General features: G+C 60.0%; 24 protein-coding genes and 3 pseudogenes. 11 read left to right on the forward strand and 16 right to left on the reverse strand.

All coding sequences use genetic code 11. From position 1 onward, the window contains the following. The 6 genes from N7578_RS01885 to N7578_RS01910 all read right to left on the reverse strand — a co-directional run. A partial coding sequence (locus N7578_RS01885) for an alpha/beta hydrolase (RefSeq protein WP_311108621.1) occupies window positions 1-396 on the reverse strand: 396 nt, incomplete at its 3' end. A gap of 174 nt (window positions 397-570) precedes the next feature. Continuing rightward, window positions 571-2,169, reverse strand: coding sequence for an MFS transporter (locus N7578_RS01890; RefSeq protein WP_311108622.1), 1,599 nt, complete (start codon window positions 2,167-2,169; stop codon window positions 571-573). Further along, window positions 2,166-2,606, reverse strand: a complete 441-nt coding sequence (locus N7578_RS01895) for a DoxX family protein (RefSeq protein WP_311108623.1) — start codon at window positions 2,604-2,606, stop codon at window positions 2,166-2,168. Before N7578_RS01895 ends, N7578_RS01890 begins: the two co-directional genes overlap by 4 nt. A 228-nt stretch (window positions 2,607-2,834) precedes the next feature. Continuing rightward, window positions 2,835-4,712, reverse strand: coding sequence for an amidohydrolase (locus tag N7578_RS01900; RefSeq protein WP_311108624.1), 1,878 nt, complete (start codon window positions 4,710-4,712; stop codon window positions 2,835-2,837). Window positions 4,713-4,809: 97 nt separating this feature from the next. Beyond that, window positions 4,810-5,097 (reverse strand): XapX domain-containing protein, encoded by a 288-nt coding sequence (locus N7578_RS01905; RefSeq protein ID WP_311108625.1) that lies wholly within the window; start codon window positions 5,095-5,097, stop codon window positions 4,810-4,812. A gap of 70 nt (window positions 5,098-5,167) precedes the next feature. Next, window positions 5,168-5,857 (reverse strand): hydrolase, encoded by a 690-nt coding sequence (locus tag N7578_RS01910; RefSeq protein ID WP_311108626.1) that lies wholly within the window; start codon window positions 5,855-5,857, stop codon window positions 5,168-5,170. Between the two features lie 201 nt (window positions 5,858-6,058). Between N7578_RS01910 and N7578_RS01915 the strand changes: the two are divergent. The 8 genes and pseudogenes from N7578_RS01915 to N7578_RS01950 form a co-directional block, all read left to right on the forward strand. Further along, window positions 6,059-6,806, forward strand: a pseudogene (locus tag N7578_RS01915) (transposase); the annotation flags it as partial. A gap of 575 nt (window positions 6,807-7,381) precedes the next feature. Next, complete coding sequence (locus N7578_RS01920) at window positions 7,382-7,948, forward strand: type 1 glutamine amidotransferase domain-containing protein (protein WP_311108627.1); 567 nt, start codon at window positions 7,382-7,384, stop codon at window positions 7,946-7,948. 43 nt (window positions 7,949-7,991) lie between these two features. Then, a complete protein-coding gene (locus N7578_RS01925; protein WP_311108628.1) occupies window positions 7,992-8,156 on the forward strand; it encodes a hypothetical protein in 165 nt (54 codons plus the stop codon). A gap of 228 nt (window positions 8,157-8,384) precedes the next feature. Beyond that, window positions 8,385-9,605 carry a glutathione-independent formaldehyde dehydrogenase gene (locus N7578_RS01930; protein WP_311108629.1) on the forward strand — a complete coding sequence of 407 codons (1,221 nt, stop codon included), beginning with the start codon at window positions 8,385-8,387 and terminating at the stop codon, window positions 9,603-9,605. 980 nt (window positions 9,606-10,585) lie between these two features. After that, window positions 10,586-10,795, forward strand: coding sequence for a cold-shock protein (locus N7578_RS01935; RefSeq protein WP_018902430.1), 210 nt, complete (start codon window positions 10,586-10,588; stop codon window positions 10,793-10,795). Between the two features lie 123 nt (window positions 10,796-10,918). Beyond that, window positions 10,919-11,170 (forward strand): hypothetical protein, encoded by a 252-nt coding sequence (locus N7578_RS01940; RefSeq protein ID WP_311108630.1) that lies wholly within the window; start codon window positions 10,919-10,921, stop codon window positions 11,168-11,170. 4 nt (window positions 11,171-11,174) lie between these two features. Further along, a complete protein-coding gene (locus N7578_RS01945; protein WP_311108631.1) occupies window positions 11,175-11,357 on the forward strand; it encodes a hypothetical protein in 183 nt (60 codons plus the stop codon). A 232-nt stretch (window positions 11,358-11,589) separates the two neighbouring features. Then, on the forward strand, window positions 11,590-11,865 hold the full coding sequence (locus N7578_RS01950) for a hypothetical protein (protein WP_311108632.1): 276 nt from the start codon (window positions 11,590-11,592) through the stop codon (window positions 11,863-11,865). Window positions 11,866-12,050: 185 nt separating this feature from the next. Here N7578_RS01950 and N7578_RS01955 read toward each other — a convergent pair whose 3' ends face one another. Then, entirely contained in the window at window positions 12,051-12,950 is a 900-nt protein-coding gene (locus N7578_RS01955; protein WP_311108633.1) for an AraC family transcriptional regulator, read from the reverse strand. A 98-nt stretch (window positions 12,951-13,048) separates the two neighbouring features. Here N7578_RS01955 and N7578_RS01960 point away from each other — a divergent pair, with 98 nt between their 5' ends. The 3 genes and pseudogenes from N7578_RS01960 to N7578_RS01970 all read left to right on the forward strand — a co-directional run bounded on the left by N7578_RS01960 (window position 13,049) and on the right by N7578_RS01970 (window position 15,855). Continuing rightward, entirely contained in the window at window positions 13,049-13,798 is a 750-nt protein-coding gene (locus N7578_RS01960; protein WP_311108634.1) for an SDR family oxidoreductase, read from the forward strand. 33 nt (window positions 13,799-13,831) lie between these two features. Continuing rightward, window positions 13,832-14,755 (forward strand): annotated as a pseudogene (locus N7578_RS01965) (alpha/beta hydrolase family protein); the annotation flags it as partial. 492 nt (window positions 14,756-15,247) lie between these two features. Next, window positions 15,248-15,855: pseudogene (locus N7578_RS01970) on the forward strand (integrase core domain-containing protein). A gap of 183 nt (window positions 15,856-16,038) precedes the next feature. On the opposite strand, the gene N7578_RS01975 reads toward N7578_RS01970, so the two are convergent. The 9 genes from N7578_RS01975 to N7578_RS02015 all read right to left on the reverse strand — a co-directional run bounded on the left by N7578_RS01975 (window position 16,039) and on the right by N7578_RS02015 (window position 26,832). Next, on the reverse strand, window positions 16,039-17,901 hold the full coding sequence (locus N7578_RS01975; RefSeq protein ID WP_311108635.1) for a LysR family transcriptional regulator: 1,863 nt from the start codon (window positions 17,899-17,901) through the stop codon (window positions 16,039-16,041). 115 nt (window positions 17,902-18,016) lie between these two features. Further along, the gene (hutH, locus tag N7578_RS01980) at window positions 18,017-19,630 is read right to left on the reverse strand and encodes a histidine ammonia-lyase (protein WP_311108636.1); all 1,614 of its coding nucleotides are present in this window, start codon (window positions 19,628-19,630) and stop codon (window positions 18,017-18,019) included. A 13-nt stretch (window positions 19,631-19,643) separates the two neighbouring features. Next, a complete protein-coding gene (locus N7578_RS01985; protein ID WP_311108637.1) occupies window positions 19,644-20,948 on the reverse strand; it encodes a Zn-dependent hydrolase in 1,305 nt (434 codons plus the stop codon). A gap of 7 nt (window positions 20,949-20,955) precedes the next feature. Beyond that, the gene (locus N7578_RS01990; protein WP_311108638.1) at window positions 20,956-22,335 is read right to left on the reverse strand and encodes an amidohydrolase family protein; all 1,380 of its coding nucleotides are present in this window, start codon (window positions 22,333-22,335) and stop codon (window positions 20,956-20,958) included. Then, window positions 22,332-22,886 carry a TIGR02444 family protein gene (locus N7578_RS01995; RefSeq protein WP_311108639.1) on the reverse strand — a complete coding sequence of 185 codons (555 nt, stop codon included), beginning with the start codon at window positions 22,884-22,886 and terminating at the stop codon, window positions 22,332-22,334. Before N7578_RS01995 ends, N7578_RS01990 begins: the two co-directional genes overlap by 4 nt. A 9-nt stretch (window positions 22,887-22,895) precedes the next feature. Further along, on the reverse strand, window positions 22,896-23,927 hold the full coding sequence (locus N7578_RS02000) for an ABC transporter ATP-binding protein (protein WP_311108640.1): 1,032 nt from the start codon (window positions 23,925-23,927) through the stop codon (window positions 22,896-22,898). Beyond that, window positions 23,920-24,963 (reverse strand): ABC transporter ATP-binding protein, encoded by a 1,044-nt coding sequence (locus tag N7578_RS02005; protein ID WP_311108641.1) that lies wholly within the window; start codon window positions 24,961-24,963, stop codon window positions 23,920-23,922. Before N7578_RS02005 ends, N7578_RS02000 begins: the two co-directional genes overlap by 8 nt. Before the next feature lies 1 nt (window position 24,964). Further along, window positions 24,965-25,876, reverse strand: a complete 912-nt coding sequence (locus N7578_RS02010; RefSeq protein ID WP_311108642.1) for an ABC transporter permease — start codon at window positions 25,874-25,876, stop codon at window positions 24,965-24,967. Continuing rightward, a complete protein-coding gene (locus tag N7578_RS02015) occupies window positions 25,873-26,832 on the reverse strand; it encodes an ABC transporter permease (RefSeq protein WP_311108643.1) in 960 nt (319 codons plus the stop codon). The genes N7578_RS02010 and N7578_RS02015 overlap by 4 nt, the downstream gene beginning before the upstream one ends. Window positions 26,833-26,902: the final 70 nt, after the last annotated feature.

Raw genomic sequence — 26,902 nt, forward strand, 5'->3', positions numbered from 1 at the left:
CTCGACAACGGCAAAGGCGTCGGCGGCGTAATGATCCATGTCGTGACCGTCGGCCACCTGAGCGGAGCGGCCATGGCCACGCCGGTCATGGGCGATCACGCGAAAACCCTGCGACAGGAGGAACAGCATCTGTGCGTCCCAGTCGTCCGACGACAGCGGCCAGCCGTGATGGAACATGATCGGCTGGGCATCCTTCGGGCCCCAGTCCTTGTAGAAAATCTCGACGCCCTCTTTGGTGGTTACAGTGCTCATGGTCTTGTCTCCGTGTGTCGGGTTGATGGTCGCTGGGGTGGTTGCCGCCATGATCGGGCGGGTGGGAAATGCGGCTGCGGCTGCGATGGCGCCTGCCGACAGCAGGGCGGCGCGGCGGGTCAGCTTCAAGAGATCGTTGTTCATGTCGTGCCTCTCCATGTCCGCCGCTCCGGTTCGAAGCGGCGCCGGTGTTTGTCTGATGAGGAGATATTGGCGGGAAACAACGCTGCCAACAATTGCAACAATATTTGCGATTGAATTGTGATTTATGAAATAATTGAAGCGGAGAGCGATACATCTCCGCTCCCCGCTTCATCATCATGCCTTGCCGGGCCGGTTGATCGTCAGGAAGTGACGGACAACGGGCTTTTCAGAGCCTGTGTGGTAGGCGAGAACCTTGCCTTGCAGGTCGGCGTCAGCATTGGAGACACGCTTGTGTTGTCTCAGATGCTCAGCCCAGGATTCCACCATGAACCATTCCACCATTTTCTGCGGATCAGCCGAGTCTTCCGTTACACCCCAGCCATAAGCTCCGTCCCGGCGACGCTCCTGCGACAGGTCGTCAAGGGCATGCAGGAAGGCAGTACGGTGATGCTTTTCAACATTGTATTCTATCAGGATCAGGACAGGACCACGGTCATGGGCAACGGGTTCTGCGACAAGGGGTTCCGGCCAATGGTTGGACGGCACCATATCCGCATCACCCGTCGGCAGTTTCACACGGTGCATGATGACACCGGCAACCAGCAGTCCGGCAGCGCCGATAAGAAGCGTGGAAGGCACGCCGACAGCTTCACCGACCGCACCCCAACCGAGGCTGCCTGCCGTCATCGCTCCGTTGAAAACAGTCAGGTAAACGGCAAGACCACGGCCACGCACCCAGTTCGGCAACACGGCCTGCGCCGTACCATTGAGTGTGGTGAGCGCGGTGATCCACGCAGCACCGAGAAGCAGCAGGACGAGGATCGCAACCCACTTCGGCGGAGCAAGCGACAGGGTTCCCATGACAAGGGCGGTGATGACAGCCGCCCCCAGAAGCAATCCATCGGCATCGAAACGTTCACGCAGTTTCGGCATCACCAGCGCGCCACCGATGGCACCGGCACCGACCGCACCGAGCAGAATGCCATAGAAGCTGGCGTCTCCACCGAGCAACTGACGGGCGACCAGCGGCAAAAGCGCCCAGACGGCACTTGCGAAAGCGAAGAAGATGGCAGCCCGTAGCAGGACGACATGCAGCGGCTTGCTGGCACGGGTGTAACGAAGACCGGCGCGGAAGGCACCGAAGAAGTTTTCCTGCAACGCGTCGTTCGCATTCTTGGCGCGGGGCCACCAAATGAGCGCCGCGATGACGACGAAGTAACTTGCGACATCGGCACCATAGGTGAAGGCGGCGCCAAACGCCGCCAGCAGCAGGCCACCAGCCGCCGGACCGATGGAGCGGGCGATATTTATGCCCAGCGAGTTGAGGGCCACTGCACTCTTCACATCCTCACGCTTGACCAGCTCCGGCACGATTGCCTGCCAGGTTGGCCCCATCAGGGCGGCGCCGATGCCGCCGAGGAATGTCAGACCGATCAGCGCGCTGACCGACAACATTCCCGTGTGTGCCAGAACCATCAGGGAGATGCTGACCGAGGCAAGCAGCAACTGAACGGCAATCAGGAACTTGCGTCGATCAAGGATGTCCGTCAGCACGCCGGCGGGAATGGCCAGAAGAAAAATCGGCAGGGTGCCAGCGGCCTGCACCATGGCAACGGCCGCGGGCGAGGCTGAGAGATCCGTCATCAGCCAGGAACTGGCGACGTCGCGCATGAAGCTGCCAGTGTTGCCAAGCACTGTCGCCGCCCAGAGGACTGCGAAAACGGGCTGAGCGAGGGGAGCAAAACTGCTCACGGAGGATTTTGCGGCACTCATTTGCCTGCTCCTTTTGCGAGGTCGATAGATGCGACGATGACGAAGGCACCGGCAAGGCCGAGGTGCTCAAAGAACGCGTTTGTCGCCATCATGCGTTCCATGCCAGGCGCGAGCTCCCAGAAGCGAAGTGCGACAAGCGTGGCAAGCAGGGTGAAACCCGCGAGCGCCAAGGCACCTAGCCAGCGCAGGAAGCCGAAAACCACCATGGCGGAGGCTGCAAGCTCAAAGGCGATGACGACGACAGCGAAGACCGCCGCCGGCTGAAGACCGAAATGGTTCATTTCGGCGATTGCACCGGGAAAGTCGAAAATCTTGGTGAGGGGGCCCTGAATATAGGCGGCGCAGAGCGCCAGAAGTGCTAGGGTCTTTGTTGTGGGTGCCGTGACGATGTCCGCGACAAGCACGCGGCTGAGAACTGGTGGAGATGGGTCGGTCATTGTCTGCTCCTGCGATCTGGGCCGGTCCGTTCGAGCGGCTGCTGTTCATCTGATGGAGCGATATTCGCCGGAAACATTCACGACAACAATTGCATCAATTATTCAGATTTAATTGCTTATTTTTGCAATAATTATTGCTGATTAACCGCCGGTTCCTAACTGACGTGAGAACCGGGCAACGGCCAATCGTTGCCCGGGTATTTCGTTTACAGGCAATCCAAGGCTGGCCTAGACAGCCCAGCAAGAGCAGCCCAAGGCGCCAAAGAAACCCTTGAGATCGGAAATCGGCAGCTTCGAGGTCCATGCGCCCGCATGGTCATGTCCGTGAACGCCGCAATCGCTGGCGCAGCCGCAGGAGGTGATGGCGGTGCGGCGCAACGAGCGGGCACCGGCACCTTCCGGCTCACCCCAGGCAGCATAACCACCAAACCTGCGGACAGGCGACCAGTCCGGCATGGCCGGAGGAACGTTGCTCTCATCAAGCGCTTTGAAGTCACCGGCACCGTAGACGATCTTGCCGCCAACCATGGTCAGATCGGAGGTCAGGAAGGAAATTTCGTCCTCTGCGCAGGCAAAGTAGTCCTTGTCCGGCACGACGAGATCCGCGAACTGGCCCTTTTCGATGCGGCCCTTCTTGCCTTCTTCATTGGAGAACCATGTGACCTTCTCTGTCCACATGCGCAGCGCCGTTTCGCGGTCGAGGCAATTGGCACGCGGGTAAAGCTGCATGCCACCGACCGTCTTGCCGGTCACCATCCAGAACAGCGAGACCCAAGGATTGTAGGAGGCAACACGGGTCGCATCCGTACCGGCCGAAACATTGACGCCCTTGTCGAGCATGCGGCGGATCGGTGGTGTGGCTTCAGCGACACCGTGACCATACTGCTCGACGAAATATTCGCCCTGATACGCCATCCGGTGCTGGGTCGCGATACCGCCGCCAAGCGCGGCAATGCGGTCGATGGAGCGCTCAGAGATGGTTTCCGCGTGATCGAAGAACCAGTTGAGACCTTCCAGCGGAATGTCCCGGTTGACCTTTTCGAAAACGTCGAGCGAGCGCGAGATGGTTTCGTCATAGGTGGCGTGCATCCGCCAGGGCCAGCGGTTCTCGGCTAGAACGCGCACCACCTCTTCCAGCTCGCCTTCCATTTCCGGCCCCATTTCCGGGCGCGGCTGACGGAAATCCTCGAAGTCGGCGGCCGAAAACACCAACATCTCGCCAGCGCCATTGTGCCGGAAATAGTCGTTGCCCTGCTTGTATTTGACATTAGCCGTCCAGTTGAGGAAATCTTCCTTTTCCTGCTTCGGCTTCTGGGTGAACAGGTTGTAGGCAAGACGAACCGTCAGCTGGTTCTCGTCCGATAGTTTCTGAATGACCTCGTAGTCATCCGGATAGTTCTGGAAACCACCGCCAGCATCAATGACGCCGGTCACCCCAAGCCGGTTCAGTTCGCGCATGAAATGGCGGGTGGAATTGACCTGATAGTCAAAGGGCAGCTTCGGTCCCTTCGCAAGCGTGGAGTAAAGAATGCCCGCATTCGGCTTGGCGAGCAGCATGCCGGTCGGATTGCCGTGGGCATCACGGGTAATCTCGCCGCCCGGCGGGTTCGGCGTATCGCGGGTGTAGCCGACAGCGCGCAACGCAGCGCCGTTCAGAAGTGCTCGATCATAAAGATGCAACAGGAAGACCGGGGTATCCGGCGCTATTGCATTGATCTCCTCGATGGTCGGCAGACGCTTTTCGACGAACTGATGCTCGGTAAAGCCGCCAACGACGCGGACCCATTGCGGCGCTGGTGTAATCGCCACCTGGCGTTTCAGCATGTCCATCGCATCAGCAAGCGAGCGAACGCCATCCCAGCGCAGTTCCATATTGAAGTTCAACCCGCCGCGAACCACGTGCGTATGGTTGTCGATCAGGCCGGGCAGGACGCGCTTTCCCTTCAGATCGATGATCCTGGTATCTGGCCCGGCATGCGTCATGACATCTTCGTCACTGCCAACGGCCAGAAACTTCCCGTCCTTGATGGCAACGGCACTTGCCGTCGGATTGGCGCGATCGAGCGTGGTGAAAAGACCATGGTGGAGAACGAGGTCGGCGAACATATGTCGGCTCCAGGCTGCTGTTTCGGAATAAAACGGATGTTTTACGGTGGCGATCTGTTGCCACCGCACGTATCAAAGCGAATCTCCCCTTGGGGAATTAGCTATCAGATTTCGCCGGGTTCTGGCGAGCTACCGCAACGTCAGTGCGAGCTTCTCCCTTCGGCATGTGGCCGAACATGTGAGGCTTGATCTGGTTGATCCAGGAGATTGCAGCGGGTTCCTTGCTCCACAGCGTTTTGGCAAAGGGAACGATCTGTTCTCCGACCAGAATGCCAAGCAGACCAATGAGAGCGATGATTGGCGGAGCCGGGGAACGCACGTTCAGCAGGCTGTAGACAATGCCGACCAGCAAGCCAGCACCCAGAGACATGAGATAGAGTTTCATGATGGTGATCCTTGAGTGTTGAGACGACCGCTCCGAAGACGTTTCTGTTCGGAGCGGCGACATCTGCCGGTTACTTCGCGGGGTTTGGTCCGATGCGCTTGCCGTGCTTGACGCGCTCAGCGCCGCCGTGGACGTGGGTGACGGCATAATCGATGCCCATGCCGTAAGCGCCGGAATGTTCCTTCACCAGCGACGTCACCGCATCGTAGGTTTCCTTGCGGGCCCAGTCACGCTGCCACTCGAGCAGAACCTGCTGCCATGTCACCGGAATGACACCGGCCTGAACCATGCGGTCCATCGCGTATTTGTGCGCATCCAGCGACGTGCCGCCGGAAGCATCCGCCACCATGTAGATTTCGTAGTCGGCGACATCATGCAGCGCAGACAGGGCAAACGTGGTGTTGCACACTTCCGTCCAAAGACCGGAGACGACGATCTTCTTGCGGCCATTGGCGGCATTTTTTGCCAGCGCATCGCGGACGTTCTGGTCGTCCCAGGAGTTCATCGAGGTGCGCTCGAGAATGTCGTTCTCCGGGTAGACAGCCAGAAGTTCGGGGAAGGTGTTGCCGGAGAAGCTTTCCGTCTCGACCGTGGTAATGGTGGTCGGGATGTTGAAGATCTTCGCAGCCTTGGCAAGACCGACGACGTTGTTCTTCAGCGTCTGCCGGTCGATCGATTGTACGCCAAACGCCATCTGCGGCTGCTGGTCGATGAAGATGAGCTGGCTGTTGGCGGGGGTCAGGACTTCGAGCTTCGACATGATGGTTCTCCGTAAGATTGATGAGCCGTCGAACTGTTTCTCCAGGATCGTTGCCGCTTGCATCGCAGCCAGGATCGAGGCGATCCGGCCGTGGACCCCGAGTGATGCCAGCTGGTGCCCCGGCGGCTTGCCAATGACGACCTTGCCCCGTTGAAATAATCCATTTTGAAATAAGTTCTGGCCGATTGAGGCGACCAGAGAATGAAGCGCAAGCGTTTCACGGACGAACAGATTATCGGGATATTGAAGAAGCATGAGGCGGGCACGCCCGTCTTGGAGCTTTGCCGCAAGCACGGCGTCAGCGATGCCAGCATCTATAAATGGAAAGCGAAATTCGATGGTATGGAGGTGTCCGAGGCCAAGCGGCTGAAGACGCTTGAGGACGAGAACGCGAAGCTGAAGCGGCTTCTGGAGGATGCCATGCTCGACAATGCTGCTTAAAAAAAAGTCCAATTGGGAAAGAAGTGGTGACGCCCGCAGCAAAGCGGAACGCTGGGGCGTATCCGATGCACTCCCATCAGATGAGTGAAGGGCGGGCGTGTAAAGCCAGCGGCCTTTGCCGAATGACGGTCCGTTACGAAACCAGGCGTAGCGGCGATGATAGTCTTCGGGCGCGGATGAAAGCATTGGCGCATGAACGCTGTCGCTTCGGTTATCGGCGTATCCACGTGCTGCTCAGACGCGAAGGACACCGTGTGAAACACAAGAAGCTCCTCCGGCCGTATCGGGAGGGGAAGCTGACTGTGCGCAAGCGCGGCGGCCGCAAGCGAGCGATTTGCACGCGAGCGCCGATGCTGGTCCCCATGGTGCCCAATGATCGCTGGACTTCGTGTCGGATCAGCTCACCGATGGCCGCACGTTCCGCGTCCTCACGATCGTCGATGATTGCACCAGAGAATGCCTGGGCCTCGTCGCCGATACGTCGCTCTCCGGTCTGCGGGTACGGCGAATGTCAACCGACTCCTCGACTTCGCTAACGAACTGGATCATTGCCTTGATACGAACCAGCGTGGACCCCAATCCTCTCTGGGACTCGATGACAGGGCGCGGTTGCAACCGGCTGGTAGCCTTATTGGCCAACAATCTACGTGGCCTTTTAACAAGCCAACGCCGGTCCGTCATTGAAGGACGTCAGCTATCGGGTGCGACCGGATACTCGCCGATTTTACCTGCATGGGATTAAAGATTGTTGGCCAAGCGCCGTCGTCGGTCTCGGCGGTTAATCGTAAGCCGCACTGACGGGCGTCAGTTGAGGCGGATCGCTGTGCTCCTAAAGTTCCGCGATGAGAGTCCAGGAGACCTGGCGATTCCTCCCTCTGAAGAGGGGAAAAGGCAGGTACACAGACTATCAGTCTGGCGCAGGAGCCCGGCAAACAACCCAAGGCTTGCATAGACGAGCGTTGAGGTGAGCCCTCAAAGCGTGCTCTAGAACGCGGGAGCTTGTTCCCCTGCGCCGGCAAAACGGCTCCCACTGCACACGGAAGAGGTCGCTCACCCAACACAACGATAGAAAGGAACTCGATCATGGCAGAAGACACTCTCAAAGGACTCAATGTGGCCATCCTGGTCACTGACGGATTCGAGGAGGTCGAACTCACCGGACCACGCAAAGCTCTGGACGAAGCCGGCGCCACGACCAAGATAGTATCGCCCAGACGTCAAAACGTACGGGCGTGGAGTTTCACGGACTGGAGCATAGAGTTGCCGGTCGATGTGGAACTCGATCAGGCCAAGCCGGAAGATTTCGACGCTCTGCTGCTGCCGGGCGGTGTTATCAATCCGGATTCGCTTCGCACTCAGCCAAATGCGGTTGCCTTCGCGAAAGCGTTCTTCGATGCCGGAAAGCCGGTTGCAGCCATCTGCCATGGTCCCTGGACCGTGATCGAAACCGGCGCGGCGCGCGGCCGACGCATGACTTCATGGCCCTCGCTCAAAACCGACATCAAGAACGCCGGCGCAGACTGGGTGGACCAGGAAGCGGTCGTGGACAAGGGGTTGGTCCCGAGCCGCAGTCCCGATGATCTTGCGGCATTCAACCGGGAAACGATCAAGCTGTTCCGCAGTGCCCGCGGGCAACGCCATGCCGCATAATGCCAGGCGCAGTGAGCGGACCAGCATCGGGAAGCGGGGGAGATTGCTGACGCACTGGCGTTGGGTCTGCGCCATCCCCAAAACGTCCAGCGTCGAGCATGTCGAAGAGAATGCCGTCGCGTCCGAAATGCAATTCTCGCAGGCCGAGATCGCGCGGATTGATGCCGCCTTGCGTGGTTCGCGACGCCGCGGGCTGCCAATGATTTGACGGTCAAGCCCGAGGTCTCTGGCAACGAGGGACGGGCCGATCCCGCTCTCAGCTCTTCGGGCCAAGCCAACGATCGAATGGCAGTTCCTAACCGTCAGCAAACTTTAGAGGTGGAAGCAATACTGACGACTATCAAGGCTTGCCGATGTCTTCTTCGCTTATTCTGCTTCACCGCAGGGCATCGAATGTTTCAGCGGCAAAACCTCATCGCTCCCAGGGAGATTAGCTATGTCAGTAAGAAATCGTGCGATCACTTTCTTAGAACCCCACAAGATGGAACTCCAGGACACAGAGTACCCGAAGCTTGAGGACCCGCAGGGTAGGAAGATCGAGCACGCAGTCATCCTCAAGATCATCACGACAAATATCTGCGGCAGCGACCTACATATCTATAACGGCCGCTTCGCGGCCCCGAAAGGGATGATGATGGGTCATGAGAACACCGGCGAGGTGGTCGAGGTGGGCTCACATGTTGAGCGCATCAAGGTCGGCGATGTCTGCTCCGTGCCCTTCAACGTGTCTTGCGGCACATGCCAGAACTGCAGGGAACGCCATACGGAAGTATGCCTCAATGCGAATGAGGAACTCGGCTTTTGCGGCGCTTACGGCTTCAATCTCGGCGGTTGGCAGGGCGGGCAAGCCGAATATATGCTGGTACCGTGGGCGGACTTCCAGTTGCTGAAATTTCCCGACAAGGACCAGGCAATCGAAAAGATCCGGGACCTCACGCTGCTCTCCGATATTTTGCCCACCGGGTATCATGGCTGTGTCGTGGCGCGGGTTGGAACGGGTTCCACCGTGTACATTGCAGGCGCCGGGCCGGTCGGTCGCTGTGCGGCTGCGAGCGCGCAGCTTCTTGGGGCGTCTTGCATCATCGTCGGCGACCATAACGCGGCCAGGCGCGATCTGGTGAAAAAAGCCGGCTACGAGGTCGTGGATCCGTCAAGCACCACCCCAGTTGCCGATCAGATTGAGAAAATTCTCGGCACGGGCTCCCGCTGGGTCGACGCGTCTGTTGATTGTGTTGGCCTCGAGTGCCACGGTTACGGGCCCGACGGCAGCTCCAAAAACGTTGAGGAAGCCGTCATCAACACGTTGTTGGAAGTGACCAAGCCTGCCGGCGCCATGGGCATCCCCGGTGTCTACACCAGCATGGATCCCGGTGCTCCTACCGAACTCAACAAGAAAGGCTACATGGCCCTTGGCCTTCCCTCAGCCTGGGTAAAATCGCCGACATTCACAGCCGGTCAATGTCCGGTCATGCACTACAACCAAGATCTGATGAAGGCCATCCTGTGGGACAGGATGCCCTACCTGACGCCACTCATAAACACCGAAGTGATATCGCTGGAACGGGCGGTCGAAGCCTATCAAATCTTCAATGACGGATCTCCCAAGAAATTCGTGATCGATCCGCACAACATGACCAAGCTGATGTCGACCGGTTGAACTGGCGAGCGCGTGAAAGTTCACGCCTCAGCACGCGAACGATAGCGGGACCCGGTCGCTGCGTGCTGTCAATTGCGATGGAGAGCGTGCCCTCCCCATCGCAGGCGATACGGCAGCCGGCAAGAAGATGGTCGGACAATGCCCGGCCTGCCGCGGCCAAGCCGGGATCGACGGGATGTCCGGCGTGCCGAACCTGGCCGGTGAGCGTTGCGGTCGGCGCCGACTGCGTTCGCTTCCATGGCAGCGGTGTCGAAATCTTAAGAAACGGACAGTCATCAAGTTCTTCGAAGCCGTCGCGGTGCTCCGCCGGAATGGCCCGCACACGCGCAGGCAACACGATGGCTCCCGACTGGAAGGCAGCGGGGTTGTTTGTACAAGCCAACGCCTGATCGAATATCTCCTCACAAAACCCTCCAAACGGGAACCCGACCGTCCGCAGATAGCCCCATATCAGCTGTTGCGCAGATGACAAGCCGCCGCACGTCGCTTAGTAATTTCAGCGTGTTAGGTCAAATCAAACGACTAGGCCGAGCGTTCGATTCATTTTAAAGAGCGGTGGAGTTTGGAGCCGAATTTAGAAGCAGTGGAAACACCTCACCAACGCGTTGTCGCGGTGATTCGCCTACGGCATTGTTCTAGGATATGGCCGCAAAGCTTAAACGAAAATGCCTTCGGCAAACCATGCGCGGTTCTCTCTAAATGAATGGCCTTGATGGATCGGCTTGAGGATGCCATCGGCAAACCACAACTTCAAATCCGGCCACAACTAAAAGGCGCAAAAGCTTTTTTCTGAAAATTATAGGTTGACGTCCCGGTCGCGGTCCCCTATATGTCAATCATCGATCTTTTGCTTGTCGAGCTTTGTCTAACGCGTGATTGGCACCGCGTTTTAAGCGAACTTCTCTTTCAAAAATAGTCGGTTTTCGTCTGCGTGGCGCCTGCTTCGCGGCTTCTCAATCTATGCTTTGAAAGGGTTCATCATGACCACTGGCACAGTAAAATGGTTCAATTCCACCAAGGGCTTCGGCTTCATTCAGCCTGACAATGGCGGCGCTGACGCCTTCGTCCATATTTCTGCCGTCGAGCGCGCCGGTATGCGCGAACTCGTCGAGGGCCAGAAGATCGGCTTCGAACTCGAGCGCGACATGAAGTCGGGCAAGATGTCGGCCTGCAATCTGCAGTCCGCTTAATCGATATCTGCTTCCCTTTGACCACGGATGTACTGGCACTGCCGGGAGCAATTATCAGTTTGAGGCCAGGCAGTTCGCCTGGCCTTTTTCGTTTTGCCTCACAGCCAACGTCGAGGAAATTCAATGACAAAGACATATAGTAAATCTCGCCAGCAGGCCGAGGCTGCCTTCGGCAGTCTTCAGACAGCGTTCTTCGCCAAGAACAATGCGGCGGAAGAGCTCGAATCCGTGGCTCAGGCGCGCGATGCCAAGACCGTCAGGCTGCGCGAAGCGCGCCTCGCAAAGGAGGAAGCGGACCGGATCTCTGCGACAGCCGCGCTGCTTGCCAAACGATCGAAGGCCAGCGGATTATCCCAAATGCAAAAGTCAGGATAGAGACTTGAGATACGCCAGAAATAACGACCTTACCAACCGGCGCTCCACCGCTGTAGACGGCAAAGCAGTTCCTCTCACGGCATACCGGGCAGCAAAGACGGCGGGCGAACCATCTCAACCCGCCAGACAGGCAGAGCGCATCTCGCTTGTTGAAGCCCGCGAAGCGCGTCTTGCGCAACGGGAATGACTGAAAGTGCACTCGCCTAGAAATTCTTGCGGCGTAAGATCAGGCAGCCATTGAGGCAGTCGCCGCGGCCGAGATTGCGGCGCGAAAGTCCGGCGAGATCGCCCGGATATCCCGAGTCTTTGACGACGAAGCCGACGGCTTAACGTTGAGACGCTCGGGTGCTAGTGCCGTGGAAAAGATCAACGCATGATTATAGTTGCGGCCAAACTTACTCATTCCTTAGGAGCCTCTTATGGCACAGGACACGAACGAGTTGCAGGCAATCAATACGGCTTGGCAGATAGCGATCCAGGAAATCCTGCGCATGGTTATACGGGACATGTACCATGGTGCTGGCGAAGCGGCCTTCACTTCCCACATCAAGCGGATCGAAGAAGCGGCCGTCGACAGCATCCAGACAGACCTCAGGCTTCGAGGTACCAACGAGTGGACCGAGATGCTTGTCAAGGAAAAGGCCAGCAACTTCGTGACCGCACTTCTGACGTCCTTCACCTACGACCGGGCCTGACGAAGCACGTTAGTGCACGGATTTGCTCACCAGCGGGTAGGGCTGAACTTCCTTGAATCGCGCAATCACCGCCGTCGCCTGTCGCAGTGACGCTTTTCAAGGCGCCCGCAGGCTGAACACCGCTCGCAAGAAGCCGGCGGACTTATTAGGCGCGACCTTCGCTGAGGTCGCGTGACCGCGATACCTCATGTCGCGGCCATGGCCCGCGAAAAGGCTCCCGGCGGCATTCCCACGTGCCGATTGAATGCAACGCTGAAGGCACTTGTCGACCCATAACCGACCCGTTGGGCAATTTCCGCCGTGGCGACATCCTCGCGGATCAACTCTTTCGCCAGTGCCATGCGCCATGCCGTTGCATACTCCATCGGTGCCACGCCAACTTCCTTGCGGAAACGATCGAAGAAGGTTGAACGAGACATGGCGGCTTCGCGAGCAAGTGTCTCCACCGTCATGCTCCGACCCGGATCTGCGTGAATGCGGCGCAAGGTCGGTGCCAGCAGTGGATCGGCCATCCCACGCAGGAGACCGGGCGGCGCCTTGGCAATTGCTGCCGATCGCAGTGCATCGATGAACAATACCTCGAGGAGCCTTTGAAGAACCATCTCGCGGGCGACACGGTCAGCTCTTGTCTCCTCGTTTATCATCCGAACCAGAGCCATCAGCCGCTCTTCACCGTGAACATGGATAACTTCCGGCAGCAGGGACACGAGAAGAGCCTTGTCATCTGAGCCGAACGTACAATGTCCGACCAGTGCCCTGATTTCCGCGGGCGCTTCCGGGTCGCCCAGGCGGAAAACCCCGGGGCTGGTCTCCAGGCGCGGGGCAAGTGTGCTGCGGGGCGGAGGCTCCATGCTGCTCATCGTGAACGAGAAGATCTTCGGGACCAGGACGAAGTCGCCCGCAGTCAGTACCATCGGCTCACGACCGGCAATCGTCATCAGGCAGCGGCCTTCGACCACGGCGCAATAGAAAGGGCTTCCAAGCTCCGCTCGTTCAACCCGCCACCGCCCCCCGCCCGTGACCATCTTTGAGATCGACGGACTTGGTTTCAGCATGGAAACGACTTCAGCGACTGGATCGGTCATGAATTCGGACTCCTGCTAAACAATCTTGGATATTCTCATATAGAAAGTCCGAGGCCGCAAGTCCATCTTCACGCGAGCTAATCGTTAGGAGACAGAACATGCCAAAGATCCTCGTTACCGGCTGCTCTTCCGGTTTCGGCCTCTCAATCGCGCAGAAATTCATGAACGCAGGATGGGACGTGGTCGCCACCATGCGCGTGCCGCGCTACGACCTTCTTCCATCGAACGACAGGCTCGAAATCCTTCCACTTGATGTCACAAGCGTGGACAGCATCGCAAAGGCGGTCGACGCCGCCGGCGCGATCGATGCTCTGGTGAATAATGCCGGCGTCGGCATGCTCAATGTGCTCGAAGGCTCGGAGATGCCGAACATCCGCGAGCTTTTCGAGACGAATGTCTTCGGCGCGATGGCGATGACGAAAGCCGTCCTTCCGCATATGCGGGCCCGCCGCTCAGGCGTCATCGTCAACGTCAGCTCCACTGTCACGGTGAAGCCGCTGCCCGCGCTCTCGATCTACAGCGCGAGCAAGGCAGCACTGAATGCCTTCACCGAGAGTCTGGCTATCGAGGCGGCTCTTTTCGGCGTCCGTGCCAGACTCGTTCTGCCTGGTTCGGCGCCCACGACTGGGTTCGGCAAGAATGCCGTCGCCCGGATGGGGATGGAAATCCCGGAGCCGTACGCAGCCTTCGTCCACCATTACCTGACGAAGTTACGTTCCTCCGCTGAGGTTACGACGGCGGATGAGGTCGCAGAGGCCGTCTGGCGGGCTGTGACAGAGATCGACGCGCCAATGAAGATCCCTGCCGGAGCCGACGCGCAAACCTCGTTCCGTGAGGCGGGCCACTAGCTCGCCTGAACCACGAAATTCAACATCCGAACCATGAACAGTCTCATCAATCTCGCAAAACATATCCCGATACCTGAGGCCTCTCTCACTGTCGCCTATACCCCGATCCCACTGCCGATGCCCGGCCGCCAGCCACTGGAGCTGCGTCTGATCGCGCTCGCAACCGGCAATAGCCTGCCCGTCGTGCTGCTGTCGCATGGGTTCGGCCCCTCTAACTATATATCCCTTCAAAGGACGGCTACGCTCCACTCGCCCAATTCCAGGCTGAGAGAGGGTTCGTCGTCATCCAGCCAACGCATGCGAGTTCGCGGGTCGGCGGCCTTTCCTCGGATGCACTCGGTGCGCCGTTCTTCTGGTGCGAGCGCGTCAAGGAGATGAGGGCGATCCACCACCATCTGACCGAGATCGAGCGGCAGGCTCCAGCCGTCGCGGGCCAGATGGATCATTCACGCCTCGGCTTAGTCTGGTATTCCCTCGGCGGCCATACCGTCGGGTTCCTGCTGGGCGCGCGGTTGAATGGCGAGGATTTCTCAGACCCTCGCATTTCTGCGGGCAGTCGCCTGGCAACGCCGGGGCGCGGCGGCAAGGACATGACCGATGAGAACGCTGCCCGGTTTCCGTTCTTTGATGTTGATTTCTCGACATTGACGACGCGTAACCTGATCGTTTGCGGTGATATGGACAACCCGCGGCCCCGAATGGCATGCGGATGCGTTTCATGATGCGCCCGGCGCGGGGGCTCTATTGATGATGCACGCCGTCGGACACGGTCTTGGTGGGATTGCCGCCCTGGAGGCGAAAGAGACAGAGATCGAAGCACCAGACGTCCTGGAAGCCACACGGCGTCTCAGGCTCGCCTGGCTTCAGACGGCACTGAGCGCGGATGATGGCGCATGGTCGTACGTGTGCCTCGCCCTCAAGGGTGAAGCATTCCCGCTTGCGGATGTCACCCAAAGGGGGCATCGGCGAAGAGATAACCCGATCTCCGTTTTCGAAGATTTGAGCCGGGCGCAAGAAATTCGGCGTCGTGCCCGGCAACTTAAACGGAAGGCTTTCGGGGCCAACGTTCCAACCGGCTCACGAGCGGCGACGCCCAAGGAGCGTCACCACCGGCAGGATGATCGCTAGAGCTGAGAAACAACCAAGGACATCAAATGACCACCAAGTTTGCACTCTTCTCGACGCCATAAGGCATCGTCCCGGCGCTGCTTGCATATCTGAACTCGCCCGACGTCGGGCCATGCTGGGATTCTGCAATCCGGAAGGATTGATCATCGACGCCGCCGGGTTCGCCCATGTCGGCAGGAGGCCATCTGCGAGGAGGTTGCAAAGTACTTCAGCCTAGGCCTCCAGATGGCGTTTACGCAGCGCCATCTGTTCGTCGCGGGCGACGTGTTTAGTCCCACGGTGTGATGGCGTATCATTATCGCGATCACAGAGGGGCACTCTATGGGCCGATTTCTTCATGGCAGGGCCAAGACCACGCACGCCATTCGAGCAGAGTCACAGCGATCGAAAGCTCCAGCCGCGACGCTCGCGCGGCGGTACGGCATCAACGAAAAAACAGTGAGGAAATGGCGATCTCGGCTAGGCGTCGAGGATGACGCGATGGGTCCCAAAGAGCGCAGAAGTACGGTCTTGTCGGCGCTTGAAGAAGCCGCGATTGTTTCATTGAGAGTTCAGGCTCAGTTGCCACTCGACGACGTCTATATGACAGGCGGACAGAACGTGGGTTCGTTGATCACATCTTCGGGGCGATATGCGCAGCAAACGATATAGAGCACCGTCAGACCAAGCCTTATCATCCATGGACCAATCGGCAGGCTGAACGCATGGTCAGAACGATCAAGGATGCGACTGTGAAGTCTTTCCATTACGCCTCGATCGCTGACCTGCGGCGTCATGTCCGGGACTGGCTACTCGCCTGCAAGTACGCCAAACAACTCAAAGCCCTGAGATTCAGAACACTGTTCGAAGCCATCGGGCAACTCAACGATAAAAAGCCGGAAATCTTCATTCGAACCCCAAGCCATGACATGCTGGGACCAAACAACTAGGGGATAAAGCGATGTAACGTCAATAATTGAAAATCTCCAGCTCGCAGGGAGACGGTTCAGATGACTTACAAGATCTTCTGAATGCCGTGAAGCTTGTTCCTCGCACAGCCGCTGTTTCACAGGGTAGCTGACGTCCGGCTTACGCCGTTTCCGTTCGTCGAAAGCGAGATTTTTTGGGTACTATCAGCTGCTTTTGAAGATGCGGACCAGCTCCTGAATGATCGTCCGCTCGGCATCGGAGAGAGCCCGATCTGACGAGAAGATAATCGACAGGGCGCCGGGGACTTCGTCTCTTCTTATAGGCACGGTCGCCAACAGGCCGGCCTCGACGTCCTTGCGCACGGAGGAGGCGGGAAGGACGGTGCACAGGCGCGAACTGCGGACCATGGCGATGGCAAGCGCGAGCGAGCCCACCTCGATGACCGGCGTGATACTGATCTTCCTGGCCTTTGCGGCCTGCGCGAAGATCTGGTGGATGCTCAGCTGCTCGGCTCCTAGGACCAAGGGGAGTCCGCATACCTCTGCAACGCTCATCTCGTGCCGGTTCGGAAGCGAAACGGAGGGATGGGCCACCACTGACAGCGGCTCGCTCCGTCCGAGCGATATGCGCGACGCCTGCGCCTGGGCCGCGCCGACGATCGCGAGGTTGAGTTCGCCGGCCCGGACTTTCTCGTGAAGCGTCAGGTTGGAGCCCTCGCTCACCTGAAGCTTCCAGGTCGGGTAGTTGCAGTGAATGGCGGTGATCGCCCTTGCGATCTTGTCGGTCAGGGCACTGTCGTGGCCGGAACTCGGAAGCGTGCCGATCTTGATGCTTGACTGCGTGTGGGCCGCGATATCCGTAGACTGCCTTATCAACCAAGATAAGCGCTCCTCGATCGCCAGTGTGAAGGGCAGAAGTCTGGAGCCGGAGGCCGACAACGTCTGGCCTTCCTGGCGGCGCTGGAGCAGACGCCCGCCGACCGACGTTTCGAGCTTGTGGATCTGAGCCGAGATTGCTGATTGCGATCCGTGCGCCGCACGCGCCGCCGCGGCTATGCCACCGGTGCGGTGGCTCAGGTTGAAATACTGGGCTTGCCGGATGGTCATCCTTGGATCGAAATCGACGCTGCGCTCTTGCGAGTCGAGCTCTTGTTTCAGGAGTTCTAGGAACAGCTGCCCCTTTCCTGGTTTTGCGTGGTTGAGGAAGCCGTGGAGCGGAGAAACCAGAAAGGGAGAAAGTGGTGCCCAATCCAGCCGCGACAGGCCCATGCGATCGGCGATCAGGCTTGCCGGCATTAGAAAGCGGGTTTGCGGAAACTCCTGGAGCAGACGTCCCAGCTGGCTGGGATCGTCCTCGACAAACTTAAGCCGGCCATTGAGGGAATGCTGTTGCGCATAGGACGAGATCGCCTGCAGCAGGTGCGGCCGCATCCTCATAACGATGATCGGCGCATCCACTTGGGAGAGCCTGATCTCCCGGCTGCCGGTGATGATCCAGGGATCGTTGGCCAGATGAAATGGCTCGCCCGCCGTGCCATCGGGCTGCTGATAGGATATCGAGACGGTTTCGCCGGTGCCCTCGAACACGACGCTCGATTTTTCCGAGAAGATATCGTCCTGAGGACTTTGCTGAAGGCCGACGAAGCGCCATTCCACGAAGGTCTCCGGGTGCCGTTTCGTCAACTCCAGCGTCGCACGCACCAGCGCCTTTGAAAAGCGGCCGATCGCGGGGCTGAGGTCCAAGCAGACGACCAGCCGATCGAGCGCGGAATGCGGCACGGATAGCGTGCCACGCGCGTAGGATTCCAGATAAAGGAGCTGGCAGGCGTTGCGGAACAGCCAGAAGGCAGCCGGCAGCAGCCCGAGGAAGGTTCCCTGGCGCACGAACAGCCGCAGCCCGAAACGTTCCTCCAGATTGTGCAGGGCCGTGCTGAGCGCCGAAGGCGTAAGGCCTAAGGCCAATGCGGCTTCCGAAACCTTGGAATGCTGGCAAGCCGATACGAAATTCGCGAGTAGCCGCAGTTCAACGCTGATCTTGTCCATGCCGGCAAAGATACGCGTTGCCATAGGTCCTCTCAAGTACCGATTTTCCGATTTCGCGTAGTCCTTGCAAGCGGAGCGCATGGAAGCAGGGCTCACCGGTGGGAGAAAGGGGCATGCCGCCCCTTTCGGCTTGGCTCATTCAGCGTAGCGCGCCGATCGCCGCTTCGACCGTGTCTAGGACCTTGCCGTCGGTGACCATCGCGAAGGCTGGCTTGATCTGCTTCTGCATATAGCCATCGCCGTCCTGTAGCGGTATGACCGCGGCAAGCGCGTCGTAAAGGGCCTGAGTGCCCTTGCCGAGCTTGAAGCCGCCGAGCGGCTGGCGGGTCAGGAAAATCGCCTTAGTCGCCAGCAGGCATTCAACGCCGACGATCTTGGGCAGGTTGTCGAGAACCTGCTGGGACTTGCGGCATGACCAAGCCGCCATCGACACATGGTCCTCTTGGCTGCTCTTGGTGGGGATCGTGTCGGCCACGGACGGGAAGGCGAGCGTCTTGTTCTCTGATGCCACGGCTGCGGCGGCGGTCGAGATGATGCCGTAGCCGTAGTTCAGGCCGATCGGCTTGCCGGCAAGGTTCGGCGGCAGGCCGTAGTTAAGCGTGGTGTCGCAGAGCGCGAAAAGCCGGCGCTCGGAGATGTTTCCGATCTCGACAAGCGCGATGGTCAGGAGATCCATCGCAAAAGCGATAGGTTCGCAATGGAAGTTGCCGCCGGAGAGGAACTCAAGCGCGCCCGTTTCATTCCAGAAGACCAACGGGTTGTCGGTGGCCGCGTTCAGCTCGCGGGTAATGATCGTCTTGGCATGCTCGAGCTGGTCGCGGCAGCTCCCGTGGACCTGGGGAAGGCAGCGGAAGGAATACTGGTCTTGCACGCGCGGATGGTAGGTGGGGTGCAGGATATCGTCCTCAAGATGGACAGCGCGTGCCGACTCGGAAGCCCGCCGTGATCCCTCGATGAGACGACGAATATTCTCGGCAGTCAGTATCTGTCCGGGCTGCTTGCGGACCTCGTGGATGCGGGCGTCGAAGGCCGCCTGCTCGCCGCGGATCGCTTCCAGACTGAGCGCGCCGATCGCATCAGCGGTCTTCATCAGCCGCTCGGCGTCGAACAGCGTCAGCGAGGCCATACCGGCGCAGAGGCTGTTACCGTTTATCAGCGCGAGGCAGTCCTTCGCCTTTAGCTCGAAGGCAACCGGCGAGATGCCGGCCAGTTCGAGCGCCTTAGGCGCAGGCATACGCTTGCCCTTGTAGAAGGCTTCGGCTTCCTCATATCCGATCAGGACGGAAACCATATGAGCCAGGGGCGCAAGGTCGCCCGACGCGCCGACCGAACCTTGGATAGGCACGACCGGATGAACGCCCTTGTTCAGCATCTGCACCAGTCGATCGACGACTTCCATGCGAAGGCCCGAAACGCCCACGCAGAATGCGTTGATGCGCACCGCCATCATGGCGCGAACGATTTCCTCCGAAGCCGGCTCGCCGATGCCCGAGCAATGCGAAAGCACGATGTTGAGTTGGAACTGCTCGTTATCAGCCTGATTGATCTTGTAGTCCTTCAGCTTGCCGACGCCGGTGTTGAAGCCATAAGTCGCCGGCGCGTTTTCGGTCAGCCAGTTTTCTTCGATATAGGCGCGTTTCTTGGAGATTTCGGCACGCGCGGCAGGCGCGATCTCGACCTGCGCGTTTTGGCGGGCGATCGTGACGACCTGCTCGATTGTCAGGCTGTCGCCGTCGAGGATGATGGTTTTCATTTTTCGGTGTCCTTTAGATGATGGGGAATCGACGTTGCGCTGTCGAGGGTTTAGGGATGTGTAAGGGCGCATCGGGCTGTGTATCCAGCCACACAAGCGTGTGGGTGAGGAGGTCAGCTGCGAGCGCAATGGCTTCGGTGTCGGTCCACTCCTCCGGAGTATGGCTTTTGCCGTCTTTCGACGGCACGAAAATCATTGCTGCAGGGGCAAGCCGGGCCACGAAGGCGGCGTCATGACCGGCGCCGGATGCGAGCGGCAAAGTGCCAAGCCCAAGGTCGTCGGCGCTGGCTTCTATCACGCTGCGAAGCGTCGGATCACAGGCAACGGCAAAGGTTCGGCTCAATCGCTCGACGGCGATGACTCTGCAGCCTTCCTGTAATGCCGCATTCTCAGCGAGTTTCTCGGCAAGCGCCAGGAAATCGTCCATCGCCTGGTCGTTCTCGGCGCGGATGTCGACGATTGCTTCGGCCGCGCCGGGCACCACGTTGGCGCCACCGGGTTCGAACCTGATGATGCCGATCGTGGCGGTGAAATGGCCTGTGCTTTCGGCGGCTCGCGCGGCATCGCGCAGTTGGACGACCAAGGCCGCCATCGCAATTCCCGCATCGGCGCGCATCGTCATCGGTGCTGTGCCGGCATGGGCTGCCTCACCTTCGATGCGGATACGCAAGCGGGCTATGCCGGCGATAGCGGTAACGACGCCGATCGGCACCCTACTCCGCTCGAGAACAGGCCCCTGCTCGATATGGATTTCGATGAAGCTGCCGATATCCGTTCGCTGACACTGACGGATACGCTCGGGAGCGCCGCCGACGCGGCGGATCGCATCGCCGAGCTCCTCGCCTCCGGGACCCTTCATGCCTAGGTGTTCCGGACCGAGCGCGCCGGCCATGCCGCGGCTGCCGATGCATGACAGGCCCCATTCGCTGGGCTCCTCGGCGAGGAAATCGACCAGTTCGATAGTATGCCGCGGGCGGTATCCTGCCTGGCGCAGCGCCCGAATGGCAGCGAGACCGCAGAGGATGCCGGCTATGCCGTCGAAACGGCCACCGCTCGGAACGGTGTCGCTGTGCGAGCCAGTCATCAGCACCGGTAGGGTCGGGTCCGTGCCCTGCCAACGGCCGATCAGGTTGCCGGATGCGTCGAGCGTGGTGGTTAGGCCTTCCTCGGCGAAACGCTTCTCAAGGTAATCGCGGCCCTTGAGGAACATCTGCGTGAACGACCGCCGGGTCCAGGGGATGCCTGGCTCGGTGATATCAGCCAGCGCATCGAAGTCCTGCTGCAGGCGGTCTCTTTCTGTCTTGTGAAAGGAGGTCATTGGAGTGTCATGCGGCCGGTGTCAGAGCATTGACGCTCGGGCGGATGAAACGGCCGGCGCCAGGCTTTGCCAAGACGTTTGTGCCGTCGAAGATCATGCCGCCGCGCTGGAAGGTTGCGATCGGCGCGTGGCGGATGCGACGGCCTTCATAGGGACTCCAGCCGACGACGTTGTGGCCGCTGGCCGCCGGATCGTAGAGGCGCGGGCGCTCGGCGAACACGGCGATATCTGCATCGAGCCCGATTGCCAGTCCGCCCTTCTGGTCGGTGAGGCGGAACAGGCGAGCCGGGTTGGAGGCAAGCAACCGCGGCGCATGCGTCAGCGGCAGCTTGCGGTCGGTCAGGCCGTCGAGCAGCAGGCTCGGCAGTACTTCGAGGCCCGGCATGCCGGAGGAGTTTTCCAGCATGACGTCGGAGGATTTGGCCGAGAGGCTCCAGGAGACATGGTCGGTGGAAACGATGGTGACGTGACCGGCGGCCAGATGTTCCCAGATCTTCTCGCGCTCCTTGGCCGAGCGGATCGGCGGATTGCACTTGGCGCGACCGATCAGCCGCGAGACATCTTCCTCCTCGCTGCAGACGAGGTAATGAATGCAGGCCTCGATCGTCGCGTCGACGCCCTGCTGGCGATAGGCCTGCGCCATCTCGTAACCGCGGCCCACCGAGCAATGGACAATATGGGCGGAGCAACCAGTGGCTTCGGCAATCTCGTAGACCTCGGCGATAGCGAGCGTCTCGGCGATCGCAGGGCGGGAATCTCCGTGGGTGCGGTAGTCGGTCCGTCCCGTCGCCTTGACGGCCTCGCTCCAGACCTTCACGCATTCGTCGTTTTCGTTGTGCACACCGGCAATAAGCCCGGTTTTGGCGACTTCGGAGAAAGCTGCATGGAGCAGTGGCGTAGGAATCCGGGGGAAGCGGTTTGGATCCGTTTCAAAGGTGGAAAACTTAAAGCCGATGGCGCCGGCCTTTGCCATATCGGCAATATGTAGCGCCCCTTCGGCGGGACGAATGGTGCCGTAGAGCGCGAAATCGACGCGCGCCTGCTCAGCGGCGCTGTCAGCTTTTTCCTTCAGGAGATCAGCCGTGCAGATCAGCTTGCCACCGGCATCATACGGCATGTCGACGATGGTGGTGACGCCACCAGCGGCGGCAGATCGTGTAGACCAGATGAAATCCTCTTGGTCCTTCTGCGAACGCGAATGGACCTGGCCGTCGATGGTGCCTGGTAGTACCAGAGAATCACCGAAATCATGCGTCTCGCGGGCCGCCGGAGGCGTGCCGGCGCCAAGCATGGCGATCTTTCCGTCACTGATGGCAACAAAACCGCCTTCGGTAACTCCGTCCTCGTTGACGAGTGTGCCGCGGATCACTGTGTCGAAATCGCTCATGATGTAGTCGTCTTTCTTACTGGATCGAGATTGGTATGCTGGTGGTCGGGCGGGCAGGCGATCTTCACGAGCCTGGTGATGACCGCGTCGAACAGAGCGAGGCAGTCACGCCGCTGTTCGCTGGGGACACCGCGCTCGGTGAGGTAACGGTCAGCCAGATCAGGCTCGCGTTTTCCCGCAACGGAGCTGACCGGAAACGCTTCCGTCAGGCGAGCGATATGCAGCCGTTCAGCCTGCAGTTCGACACGCTTGATGTCTTCACGCAGGGCGGTCTCGGCGCCGGCGTCGCAACGGCCTTTCATGGCGCGCCGAATGGCTCGCAATGGCCGCACGACAAGCTCGCGCCACGTTGCCGCGTCCGCCAGGAACCTGTCGAAAGCCTCATCCTCGCAAGACATCCCATGTCGGTCGGCAAGCACGAGAAGCAGAAGAACCGGCACGTCGGCGTCGAATTCGTCCTGTAGGGACAGGCAGAGCTGCGCTACCTTGTTGTCCGCGTAAAGCAGGATCATGTTGGGCCAGACATGAGCGGCGAAGCCTGTTTGCTGCATCGAACGCTCCTATGCCGTCTTTGCCGTCATGCCGGGCGCAGCCTCGTCATGCGGAAAGTGACAGGCGACCAACTGGCCGCGAGGCGCCTGGGTCAGGGTCGGCTCTTCGTCTGCACATAGGGCCGCGGCACGCGGGCAACGGGTCCGGAAGGCGCAGCCGGTCGGCGGACGGATGCGCGACGGGATCGCCGCGCGTTCGGCGTCAGGCTCGATCTTGCGGCTGGCATCGACGACCGGAACGGCTTCGAGAAGCTTGCGGGTATAGGGATGCGCCGGGCGATCGTAAATCTCTTCCCCGGTGCCGACCTCGACGATGCGGCCCATGTAAAGCACGGCGACGCGGTCGCTGACGTTCTTCACGACCGCGAGATCATGCGAGATGAAGATTAGCGCGAGATTGCGCGCCTCGCGGATATCCTGCAGCAGGTTGATGACATGCGCCTGCACCGATACGTCGAGCGACGCCACCGGCTCGTCGCAGACGATCAGTTCCGGCTGTACCGCGAGCGCGCGCGCAATGGCGATGCGTTGGCACTGGCCGCCGGAAAACTGGTGCGGCCTGCGGCCGGCGACGTCTGCAAGGGCAAAGCCCACATCGGCAAGCGCCTGCTCGACCCGTGCCCTGCGTTCGGCTCTTGGAACACCCTGGATGACGAGGCCTTCGGCGACGATATCCTCCATCTTGCGGCGTGGATTGAACGACGACACCGGATCCTGGAAGATCATCTGCAAGCGGCCGCGCGTACGACGCATGTCGCGCTTGGAAAGCTTGGCGATATCAGTGCCCTCATATCGGATCGAGCCGTTCCACTGCGTATTGGCATCTGGCAGCAGCCGCAGCACTGCGCGACCGATGGTCGTCTTGCCGCTGCCGCTCTCTCCGACGAGCCCAAGCGTTTCACCGGGTGCCACATGGAGCGAGACATTGTCCACGGCGCGCATCAGCTTGCCGGAGCGGCTGAAGTGCACCGAGAGATGGCTTATATCAAGCAGAGGCGAGGGGACCTCGCTTTCGGTTGTCGTGTTCAGGTTCTCAGCCATGTGCAAGCCCACCCTCTGAAATGACGTCATGCTCGGGTGCCCGGCCAGCGGTTGTTTCCAGCGGGAAATGGCAGGCGAAGCGATGGCGGTCGTCGGTGCCGGTGGCCATCTCGGGCATGGAAACGTGGCATGGCCCCTGGGCAGCGCCGCAGCGTGGCGCAAAGGGACAGCCGGCCGGCTGGTTCGCGAGGCTCGGCGGCTGGCCCGGAATGGTCCTGAGGCGTGTATGTGCCGGCTGGTCCATCTGCGGCATGGCCGAGAGAAGCGCCTCGGTGTAGCGGTGCCGTGGATTGCGGAACACCTCCGAGGTCGGGCCGTATTCGACGATGTGGCCACCATAGAGCACGAGAATCTCGTCGGTGCGCCCGGCGACGACGCCGAGATTGTGCGACACCAGGATCATCGACATCTGCCGCTCCTGCTGGATGGTCTGCAGCAGATCGAGAACTTCCTTCTGTACCGTCACGTCGAGCGCGGTTGTCGCTTCGTCGGCGATCAGAAGATCGGGGTGGCAGATCAGGCCGGCGGCGATCATGATGCGCTGCTTCATACCGCCGGAGAAATGATGCGGGTAATAGTCATAGCAGTCTTCCGGGTCTGCGATGCCGACAACGGTAAGGAGATCGATTGCGCGCTGGCGAGCCTCGCTGCGCGTGAGGCCTATGTGCTGCTGGCAGGCCTCGGATATCTGCCGGCCGATCGGCACATAGGGATTGAGGGAGGTCATCGGGTTCTGGAAGACGATGCCGACCTTGCTGCCGATGAAACTTGCACGCTCACGCGGCTTCATGGCCGATAGGTCTCGCCCGTCCACCGAAATGCGCCCATCGACCTGGACGCTGCCCGGCGCGATGCCCATGATGGACTTGATCAGCATGGATTTCCCGGCGCCGGATTCGCCGACAATGCCGAGCGCGGTGCGACGGTTCACGGAAAAACTGATATTCTGAAGCACCTTCAATGGTTGCGGTCGCGCCATGATCTGGCATGACATGTCGTCGCATGCGAGAATGGGCTGGTCTTGATGTTCGATCATCTCAGTTTCCCCTCTCGCGGCTGTTGAGGCGTTGGGCGAGGTAGTCGCCGACGGTATTGAGGGCATACACTGTGAGCACGATCGCCATCGTTGGCCCGACGATCAACACCGGGAAGCGACTGAGCAGGTCAGTCGAACTGGCGATCATGCCGCCCCAGCTCGGCGCCGGCGCCGGAATGCCATAGCCGAGAAAGCTCAACGATCCCTCGGTGATGATCAGGCCGGCCATCAGCGTCGGCATCACGGCCGTCAGCGCCGGCACGAGGTTCGGCAGGATCTCCTGCGTCATGATGCGGGCGTCCGTGGCGCCCATGGCGCGGGCAGCCAGCACATAGTCGCGGTTGTTCTGCGAGATCACGCCGGCCTTTGCCACGCGGGCGTATGTGCCGATGTCGAGGATACCCAGAATGAGGATTATGGCGCCGACAGACGTGCCGGTGGCGGTGACAAAGGCAAGAACCACCAACACCGAGGGGAGGGCCGACATGGTGTTGGCATAGAGATCGACTATACGCTCGAGCACGCCCCGGTAGTAGCCGGCCAGCATGCCGAGCAGCAGGCCGACGGACACCGAAAGACAGGTGGCGACGCCGACGATCATCAGCGACGCGCGAGCACCATAGAGTACGCGTGACAGGATGCTGCGGCCAATGTCATCGGTGCCGAAGAGGCCGTTTAACGTCAGATCAGGCAGCTGCGAGAAATCGCCATACGGGAATTTCGGGCTGGCGAGACCGGGGATGAAGTCCACGAACAGGGCGATCAGCACGAGAAAGACCAGGAAAGCCGCGGCAAGCATTTCGAAGACGGTGCCGCCGGGCAGTTTGAGCCTGCTGGTGGCCGGCATTGCGGCGCGGGCGATGCCGGCCAGCGTGGCGGCTTCGCTTGCAGGGGATTGGGGCGTAGCAGTCATGATACGGTGACCCTCGGATCGATGATGGCATAGCCGATATCGACGAGCATGAAGACGATGACGAAGATGACGACGGTCAGCGACAGGATCGCCTGGACGAGTGGGATGTCATGGCTCTTGACGGCCGTCAGCACGGTCCAGCCGATGCCGGGCACCGCGAAGTAGCTTTCGACGACGAAGGAACCGGCCAGCATGTAGGTAAGCGACAGACCCATGACGGTGAGGATCTGCGGCATCGCCGGGCGAAGCACGTGGCGGAACATGATGTAGCCGAGCGACAGGCCGCGAGCGCGCGCCACCTGCACGAAATCTTCCTGCAGCGTCGTGATCATCTCGTTTCGCGCGACGCGATAGAGATATGCGGTCTGGTGCAAGCTGAGACAGATGACCGGCAGCGCCACGTACCATAGATTGGCCAGCGGATCGTCGCTGAAGTTGGCCCAGCCCGTGGCAGGCAGCCAGCGCAGTACGATTGCAAAGACGTAGGACAAAAGTACGACGATCACGAAGGTCGGCACGGCGAGCAGGATCGAGGATATCGAGCGCAGGATGCGATCCAAGAGTTTGCCGGGATGGCTTGCCGTATACATCGCCGCCGGAATTCCAATCAGTGACAGGGTCATCGCCACGAAGGCGATCTCGAAGGTCACTGCGGCGCGATCGAACACCACGCTGATGACCGGCTGCTGACTGAAGAGGGTCTGTCCAAGGTCGCCGCGCAGCAAATTGGCGAGCCAGATCAGGTAGCGTTCCCACAAAGGCAGATCATAGCCGTAGGCACTGTTGAGTGCGGCGATCTGTTCGGGGGTAGCGTTATCACCCAGGATCAGCTGCGCGGCGGAGCCTGGCGCCAGGCTGGAGAGAGCCGTAGCGCCGAAGGTGACTAAAATGAAGACAGGGATCCCCGCCAGGATTCGTGTCGAGATGGCCTTCGCATAAGGCTTCAACCCGGTCATCAAGCGCCAAACTCCTTCTTCCGTATGCGTTGATCGATCATGGAGCGCCGGCGGCTATCGCCAGCGCTTT

This window comes from Agrobacterium tumefaciens, from assembly GCF_031801495.1.
Classification (GTDB): Bacteria; Pseudomonadota; Alphaproteobacteria; order Rhizobiales; family Rhizobiaceae; genus Agrobacterium; species Agrobacterium tumefaciens_K.